7 protein-coding genes and 1 tRNA gene are annotated in these 7,265 nt (G+C 70.8%); 2 read left to right on the top strand and 6 right to left on the bottom strand.

Annotated elements, in window-relative coordinates:
* A partial coding sequence (polA, locus tag PLL68_RS11190; protein WP_324534098.1) for a DNA polymerase I occupies nt 1-1,970 on the bottom strand: 1,970 nt, incomplete at its 3' end.
* Between polA and PLL68_RS11185 the strand changes: the two genes are divergently transcribed.
* On the top strand, nt 1,969-2,445 hold the full coding sequence (locus PLL68_RS11185; RefSeq protein ID WP_486657028.1) for a hotdog fold thioesterase: 477 nt from the start codon (nt 1,969-1,971) through the stop codon (nt 2,443-2,445). The genes polA and PLL68_RS11185 overlap by 2 nt on opposite strands.
* Before the next feature lie 8 nt (nt 2,446-2,453).
* On the opposite strand, the gene PLL68_RS11180 is transcribed toward PLL68_RS11185, so the two are convergent.
* Nucleotides 2,454-2,999 (bottom strand): GNAT family N-acetyltransferase, encoded by a 546-nt coding sequence (locus tag PLL68_RS11180; protein ID WP_324534096.1) that lies wholly within the window; start codon nt 2,997-2,999, stop codon nt 2,454-2,456.
* 165 nt (nt 3,000-3,164) lie between these two features.
* Here PLL68_RS11180 and PLL68_RS11175 point away from each other — a divergent pair, with 165 nt between their 5' ends.
* Nucleotides 3,165-3,947, top strand: a complete 783-nt coding sequence (locus tag PLL68_RS11175) for a DUF554 domain-containing protein (protein WP_324534094.1) — start codon at nt 3,165-3,167, stop codon at nt 3,945-3,947.
* A 13-nt stretch (nt 3,948-3,960) separates the two neighbouring features.
* Here PLL68_RS11175 and PLL68_RS11170 read toward each other — a convergent pair whose 3' ends face one another.
* The 4 genes from PLL68_RS11170 to PLL68_RS11155 form a co-directional block, all read right to left on the bottom strand.
* Nucleotides 3,961-4,587, bottom strand: a complete 627-nt coding sequence (locus PLL68_RS11170; protein ID WP_324534092.1) for an ANTAR domain-containing response regulator — start codon at nt 4,585-4,587, stop codon at nt 3,961-3,963.
* A gap of 1 nt (nt 4,588) precedes the next feature.
* Nucleotides 4,589-4,671: transfer RNA gene (locus tag PLL68_RS11165), tRNA-Leu, on the bottom strand.
* A gap of 54 nt (nt 4,672-4,725) precedes the next feature.
* Nucleotides 4,726-6,171: a pyruvate kinase gene (gene pyk / locus PLL68_RS11160; RefSeq protein WP_324534089.1), complete on the bottom strand. Its 1,446-nt coding sequence runs from the start codon at nt 6,169-6,171 to the stop codon at nt 4,726-4,728.
* Between the two features lie 101 nt (nt 6,172-6,272).
* Nucleotides 6,273-7,265, bottom strand: a 993-nt coding sequence (locus PLL68_RS11155; protein ID WP_324534087.1) for a glutamate synthase subunit beta, incomplete at its 5' end; no start/stop codon positions are given.

The following is a 7,265-nucleotide window of genomic DNA, read 5'->3' as shown; positions in this document are numbered from 1 at the left end:
CGGATGCGGCGCCCCTCCTCGGTGCGGATCGGCACGTTCTGCAGGTTCGGGTCGGTCGAGCTGAGCCGCCCGGTGGCCGCGATGGTCTGGATGTAGGTCGTGTGGATGCGCCGGTCGGGCGCCACCGACTTGATGAGCCCCTCGACGGTGACCCGCAGGCGGCTGGTGTCTCGGTGGCGCAGCAGCGCCTCGAGGAACGGGTGCTCGGTCTTGGCGAAGAGGTCGGCGAGCGCATCGGCATCGGTGGTGTAGCCGGTCTTGGTGCGCTTGGTCTTCGGCATGCCCAGCTGGTCGAAGAGCACCTCCTGCAGCTGCTTGGGGCTGCCGAGGTTGACGTCCGAGCGCCCGATGGCCTCATAGGCGTCGAGCTGGGCCTGGCGCATCTTCGCCGCGAAGTCGGCCTCCAGGGCGGTGAGCGCGTCCTCGTCGACGGCGATGCCGGTGCGCTCCATGCGCGCCAGGATGTCGACGAGGGGCAGCTCGAGGTCGCGCAGCAGGTCGGTGCCACCGGTCTCCTCGAGCCGCTCCCCCAGCACCTCGGAGAGCTCGAGCACCGCGCGGGCGCGAACCATGGCCTCACGTTCGGAGGTGTCGTCGTCGGGCGCGAAGTCGAGCATGCCCTGCTCGCCGGCGGCCTCCTGCGCCTTCAGCTCTCGGCCGAGGTGCCGCACGACGAGGTCCTCGAGGTCGTAGGAGCGCTGGTCCGGGCGCACGAGGTACGCCGCCAGTGCGGTGTCCGAGGTGATGCCGGCCAGGGTCAGACCCCGCGTCGACAACGCCTGCAGCTGCTCCTTGGCGTCATGGAGCACCTTGGGCGACTCCGGGTCGGCGAGCCACGACGCCAGGGCCTCGTCCTGCTCCGGCGTGAGGGTGGTGAGGTCGACGTACCCGGTGACGCCGTCGGCACCCGCGAAGGCGACGGCACCGGCATCCCCCGAACCGCTGCGGTAGTGGCCGGTGACGACGACGCCGTGGGGCACCTGGCGCCCGTGGGCACCCTCGCCGAAGCGCAGCGCGAGCCCGTCCGCGTGCACGACCTCGCCCTCGAGCTCGAAGCCGCCCTCTACCTCGTCGGCCTCGACGTCGAAGGTGGCGAAGAGGCGGTCACGCAGGACGCGGAACTCCAGACCGTCGAAGACCCGGTGCACCTCCTCGCGGTCCCACGACGCGCGCTGGAGGTCGTCGATGCCGAGCGGCAGGTCGAGGTCGTCGACGAGCTTGTTGAGCCGGCGGTTGCGCAGCACCCCGTCGAGGTGCGCCCGCAGGTTCTCGCCGGCCTTGCCCTTGATCTCGTCGACGTGGGCGACGATGCCGGCGAGGTCGCCGTACTGTCCGAGCCACTTGGCCGCGGTCTTCGGCCCGACCCCCGGGACACCCGGCAGGTTGTCGCTGGACTCGCCGACCAGCGCCGCGAGGTCGCTGTAGCGCTCAGGGGGCACGAGGTACTTCTCGGTGACCGCGGCCGGATCCATCCGCCACACCTCGGAGACCCCCCGCACCGGATAGAGCAGGGTGACCTTGTCGGAGACCAGCTGGAACGCATCGCGGTCACCCGTGCAGATGACGACCTCGTGGCCCTGCTCGACCGCGCGGTGGGTCAGCGTGGCGATGACGTCGTCCGCCTCGTACCCCTCGATGCCGACGTGCCGGATGCGCAGCGCGTCGAGCACCTCGTGCAGCAGCGGGACCTGGCCCGAGAACTCGGTCGGGGTCGCCGAGCGCCCTGCCTTGTACTCCGGGTACTCGGCGGCGCGGAACGTCTTGCGGGAGACGTCGAACGCCACCCCGACGTGCGTGGGGGCCTCGTCGCGCAGCACGTTGATGAGCATCGACGTGAACCCGTACACGGCATTGGTGTGCTGCCCGGTGCTCGTGGAGAAGTTCTCCGCGGGCAGGGCGAAGAACGCACGGTAGGCCAGCGAGTGTCCGTCGAGGAGGAGAAGCTTCACGCGTGGCAGCCTATCCACCATGACCGACAGCCCCGACGCCACGCAGCCCACCCACGACCGCACCCCCGAGCACCCCACCGACGTGCCGGCCGGTGTCGAGGCGATGCGGGCGATGAACCCGAACTCCCTGATGCACCGGATGGGCATCGAGATCGTCGAGGCGTCAGCGCAGCGACTGGTCGCCACGATGCCGGTGGAGGGCAACACCCAGCCCTACGGCCTGCTGCACGGGGGCGCCTCGGTCGTGCTCGCCGAGACGTTGGGCTCGATCGGGGCGGCCCTGCACGCCGGGCCCGGCAAGGCCGTCGTCGGCCTCGACATCAACGCCACGCACCACCGGGCAGCCCGCTCCGGTCTGGTCACCGGGGTCGCGACGCCCATCTCCCTGGGGCGCACCCTTGCGTGTTACGAGATCGTCGTCACCGACGACACCGGCGCGCGCACCTGCACGAGCCGGATCACGTGCCTGATCAGGGATGCCGCCCCGGGCGCCTGACCGTCGGGTCAGAACTGACGGGATGCCGCCGGGAAGGCCCGGCTGCGCAGTGAGCGGCGGCGGCGCAGCAGCTCGTGGCCGGTCTCGACACTCTCCGGAGCCAGCTTGCGACGCAGCGCACTCGTGGAGACGACCCGACGGGTGATGACCGACGCGAAGCCCAGGCGGGCGAAGAAGCGGTTGGCGTCGCGGCTGGCCGTCGGCACGTTCGAGACCACGACCTCGCACCCGGACCGCTCGGCGGTGGACAGCACGGCCGCGAGGAGCGACTTGGCCACCCCGTGGCGCCGTGCGTCAGGCCCGACCCACAGCTGCTCGATGGCGAGCTCGGCCTGGGGGCTGAGGCCGAACGGGTTCTCGCTGGCGATGGCGTAGCCGACGGGCTCGCCGTCCATCCGGGCGACGAAGGAGTGGACGCCGGGTCGACGCAGCGCCGTGCTGAGCCGACCGTCGGTGAGGGCCCGACCAGCGGCCTCCTTGCTCGAACCGCTGTCGACCCTGGCAGCCAGCCACAGCCCCATGACGTCCCGCAGGTCGTCGCGGTCCACGGGCATCACATCCACCGTGCGTCTGGCCACATCGCCTCCTCGGACATCGCAGCGGGCGCGAGTGCGCCACAGGCAAAGAGGTTACCCCTGCGGCCACCGACCCTAGACCCCGGCGAGCCCGGACGGAACCCCCCGACGAGCACCTGTGGACGACCCTCGTAGGCTGCGGCGGTGACTTCGCTCTTTCCCGGTGCCGGGACCGCCCTCAACGTCCTCACCGTCCTCATCGGGGCGGGTCTCGGGATGGCCGTCGGGCACCGTCTGCGCGAGCACACGCGCTCGGTCGTGACCGATGTGCTCGGCCTGGTCACCCTGCTCGTGGCAGGCCTGTCAGCGATGGCCGTCACCGACGTCGCCCTCAGCGACGCGGTCGGGTCCGGCTTCCCGGTGCTCATCGTCCTCGGGTCGCTGCTCATCGGCTCGATCACCGGATCGATGCTGCGCATCGAGGAGCGTCTCGAGGGGCTCGCCGGAACGATCCAGGGCTGGGTGTCGCGTCGGTCGAAGGATTCGAGCATCGAGGGGGGAAGCGACCACGCATCCCGCGAGCGGTTCATCGAAGGGTGGCTCACGGCATCCCTGCTGTTCTGCGTGGGCCCGCTCACGATCCTCGGCGCCCTCAACGACGGTCTCGGCCGCGGCATCGACCAGCTGGCGCTCAAGGCGGTGCTCGACGGTTTCGCCGCCCTGGCGTTCGCGGCCAGTTTCGGCGTGGGGGTGCTGCTCTCAGCCGTGTCGGTGCTCGTCGTGCAGGGTGCGCTCACCGTCGTCGGGGTGCTGCTCGGCGACCTCGTGCCCGATGCCCACATCTCGGCCCTCACCGCCACTGGTGGGCTGATGCTCGCCGGGATCGCGTTGCGGCTGCTGCGCATCCGGGACATCCCCGTGGGGGACATGCTGCCGGCCCTGATCGTCGCGCCGCTGCTCACCCAGCTGGTGATCTGGCTGCGCTGACGAAGCGCTGGGGTCAGGCCTTCTCCATGCCGGCGACGACGGCGTCGGCGACCTCGCGCATGCTCATCCGGCGGTCCATCGCGGTCTTCTGGATCCACCGGAACGCGTCGGCCTCGGTGATCTTCAGCTTGGTCATGAGCACCCCCTTGGCCCGGTCGACGGCCTTGCGGGTCTCCAACCGGTCGCCGAGGTCGGCGACCTCGGCCTCGAGGGTCTTCAGCTCGGCCCAGCGCGACAACGCGATGTCCAGGGCGGGCGTGACGTCACTGGCCGTGAACGGTTTGACGATGTAGGCCATGACGCCCGCGTCACGCGCCCGCTCGACGAGCTCGGTCTGGCTGAACGCAGTGAGCATGACGACCGGGCAGAGCCGCTCCTTGCCGATCTGTTCGGCCGCGCTGATCCCGTCCATCACCGGCATCTTGACGTCCATGATGACGATGTCCGGCTTCAACGACGCGGCCAGGGCGACAGCCTGCTCACCGTCGCTGGCCTGACCCACCACCTCGTAGCCGGCTTCGGTCAACATCTCGGCGAGGTCGAGCCGGATGATGGCCTCGTCCTCGGCGACGAGCACGCGCTTGGTCGGACCGGACGGCGCAGCCGCGGGGGCAACCGGGACAGGACTGGTCTCACTCATGTGCCGGGAGCGGGACTCGAACCCGCACGCCCTTGCGGGCAGAGCATTTTGAGTGCTCCGTGTCTGCCGTTCCACCACCCCGGCCGGGGCGTGACCAGCATACCGGCGTGCGGCATGCTGGCTGGTCGCCGCTCGGGCTCAGAGCTCGCTGTAGGCCGGGGCCACGCGGTTCTTGGCGTCGCCGACGCGGTGCACGCGCAACGCGTTCGTGGAGCCCGGGATGCCGGGGGGCGAGCCCGCGACGATGATCACGGTGTCGCCCTCGAGAACCCGGCCGGCGGCGAGGAGCACCTCGTCGACCTGCATCGCCATCTCGTCGGTGTGTTTGGCCTTGCCGACGAGGAAGGTCTCGACACCCCAGGTCAGGGCGAGCTGGCTGCGGGTCCACTGGTTGGGGGTGAACGCGAGCATCGGGATGCGCGGGCGCACCCTGGACAGACGGCGCGTGGAGTCGCCGCTCTCGGTGAACGTGATGAGGAACTTGACCCCGAGCAGCTCACCGATGTCGGCGGCGGCTGCGGTGACCGCGCCGCCCTTGGAGCTCGGGCGGGTGCCGAGCGGACGGATGCGGTGCAGCCCGTGGTCCTCGGTGTTCTCGATGATGCGGGCCATCGTGCGCACCGCCGCGAAGGCGTGCTTGCCGACGCTGGTCTCCCCCGAGAGCATCAGCGCGTCGGCACCGTCGAGGACGGCGTTCGCGGCATCCGAGGCCTCGGCGCGGGTGGGGCGGGCGTTGTCGATCATCGACTCGAGCACCTGGGTGGCGACGATGACGGGCTTGGCGCGGCGCCGCGCGATCTCGCAGGCGCGCTTCTGCACGAGGGGGACCTCCTCGAGGGGCATCTCGACGCCGAGGTCACCGCGGGCCACCATGACACCGTCGAAGGCCCGGATGATCTCGTCGAGGTTCTCGACCGCCTGCGGCTTCTCGATCTTGGCGATGACGGGCAGGCGCAGACCCTCCTCGTCCATGATCTTGTGGACGTCGAGGATGTCCTCGGCGCTGCGGACGAACGACAGCGCGATCATGTCCACCCGCATGCGCAGGGCCCAGCGCAGGTCGTCCTTGTCCTTCTCCGACATCGCCGGCACCGACACGGCGACGCCCGGCAGGTTGATGCCCTTGTTGTTGGAGAGCATCCCGCCCTCGATCACCTGGCAGACGACGTCGGTATCGGTGACCTCGGTCGCGATGAGGGCCAGCTTGCCGTCGTCGATGAGGATGCGGTCGCCGATGGAGACGTCGCCCGGCAGCCCGGCGTAGGTGGTGCCGACCTCGACCTCGTTGCCCGGCACGTCGCGGGTGGTGATGGTGAAGGACGCCCCCCGCACCAGCTCGATCGGCCCGTTCTCGAAGCGGGCCGTGCGGATCTTCGGGCCCTGGAGGTCCACGAGGATGCCGACGGCGCGCCCCATGGCGTCGCTGGCCTTGCGCACGTCGTGGTAGACGCGCTCGTGGTCGGTGTGGTCGCCGTGGCTGAGGTTCAGCCGGGCGACGTCCATGCCGGAACGGACGAGTTCCCGCAGGTTCTCGGCGGAGCTGGTGGCGGGACCCAGGGTGCAGACGATCTTGGCGCGACGCATGGGTACAGCCTAGTGGTGCAAACGCTTCCGCTGGTGACGCGCGCCACATCCCGGAAGGGGACCACACGGCATCCGCGTGGTCCCCCCGGGGTCGTGTGGCCTCAGGCCATCAGGGGGCGATCCGTGGGGTTGACCGGGCGCGGCAGGCGGGAGGGCTTGCCCATCAGCCAGGCGTCGACCCCGTTGGCCGCGGACCGGCCCTCGGCGATCGCCCAGACGATGAGCGACTGCCCACGACCGGCGTCACCGGCGACGAAGACGCCGGGCACGTTGGTCATGAACGCGTCGTCGCGCGCCGCGTTGGTGCGGGCGTCGCGCTCGACCCCGAACTGGTCGAGCAGGTCCTGCTGCGGGCCCAGGAAGCCCATCGCGAGCAGGACAAGCTGCGCCGGCAGTTCGCGCTCGGTGCCCTCGACCTTCTCGAACCCGTTCTCGCCCATGCGCACCTCGTGCAGGCGCAGAGCAGCGACGCGGCCGTGCTCGTCACCGACGATCTCGCTCGTCGACACGGCGTAGACGCGGTCGCCACCCTCCTCGTGGGCCGAGGCGACCCGGAAGGTCATCGGGTAGGTGGGCCAGGGCTGGTTCCCGGGCCGCTCGCCCGGGGGCTGCGGCATGATCTCCAGGCTGGTCACCGACCGGGCACCCTGGCGGTGCGAGGTGCCGATGCAGTCGGCGCCGGTGTCACCACCACCGATGACGATGACGTCCTTGCCCTCGGCCGTCACCTGGCCGTCGACGTGCTGGCCGCGGGCCACCCGGTTCGCGGGCGGCAGGAAGTCCATCGCCTGCATGACCCCGTCGAGCTCACGCCCGGGGACGGGCAGGTCGCGCGGCACGGTGGCGCCGGTCGCGATGACGACGGCGTCGAACCGCTTGCGCAGGTCGGCGGCCGTGAGGTCCTTGCCGATCTCGACCCCGTTGCGGAAGCGGGTGCCCTCGGACTTCATCTGGGCGATCCGGCGGTCCAGGACCGCCTTCTCCATCTTGAACTCGGGGATGCCGTAGCGCAGCAGGCCTCCGGGCGCGTCGGCGCGCTCGTAGACGGCCACGGTGTGGCCGGCACGGGTCAGCTGCTGGGCAGCGGCGAGCCC

It is taken from the genome of Ornithinibacter sp., assembly GCF_035443565.1.
In the GTDB taxonomy this organism is placed as follows: Bacteria; Actinomycetota; Actinomycetes; order Actinomycetales; family Dermatophilaceae; genus Fodinibacter.
The sequence above is the reverse complement of the archived record's forward strand: the minus strand, read 5'-3'. Positions and strand labels throughout refer to the sequence as shown.